The organism is Bradyrhizobium sp. CCBAU 65884, from assembly GCF_028128835.1.
In the GTDB taxonomy this organism is placed as follows: Bacteria; Pseudomonadota; Alphaproteobacteria; order Rhizobiales; family Xanthobacteraceae; genus Bradyrhizobium; species Bradyrhizobium ottawaense.
Genome location: NZ_LBJU01000002.1, coordinates 1,472 through 1,921, shown reverse-complemented (window position 1 = coordinate 1,921; position 450 = coordinate 1,472). Strand labels below are relative to the sequence as shown.

Here is a 450-nt window from a genome sequence, read left to right as displayed (position 1 = left end):
TCCTTCAGCGCCGCGATCAGACCGGGACGGTCGAACTTGGCGACATAGTCGTGGAAGCCGGCCTGACGGCCGCGCTCGATCGCCGCCGGCGACACCAGCGCGGACAGGCCGATGATCGGCATCGAGCCCAGATTGTTGTCGGAGCGAATAACTTCCGCGAACTCGAACCCGTTCATGTCGGGCATCTCGATGTCGGTCAGGACCACGTCGAAGCTCTGCGCCCGCAGTGCCGCGAGGCCCTCCTGCGCGGTCGGCGCGGTGCGGACGCGGTAGCCGGCGGCCTTGAGCACGGGCGCCAGCATGTTGCGGAAGAAGGCGCTGTCGTCGACCAGCAGCACCGACTGCGAGTGCATCGACGGCTTCATCTCCTTGCGGGTGAACCAGTCGGCGAACGCCATCGGGAGGAAGTGGCCGACGTCGATCACCTCGGTGGCCTGGCCCTTGATCACG

Annotated in this window: 1 protein-coding gene; it reads right to left on the bottom strand. The window is 66.9% G+C overall.

Annotated elements, in window-relative coordinates:
* The coding region (locus tag XI03_RS00070; RefSeq protein ID WP_271590958.1) for a response regulator at positions 1–450 on the bottom strand (450 nt) is incomplete at both ends.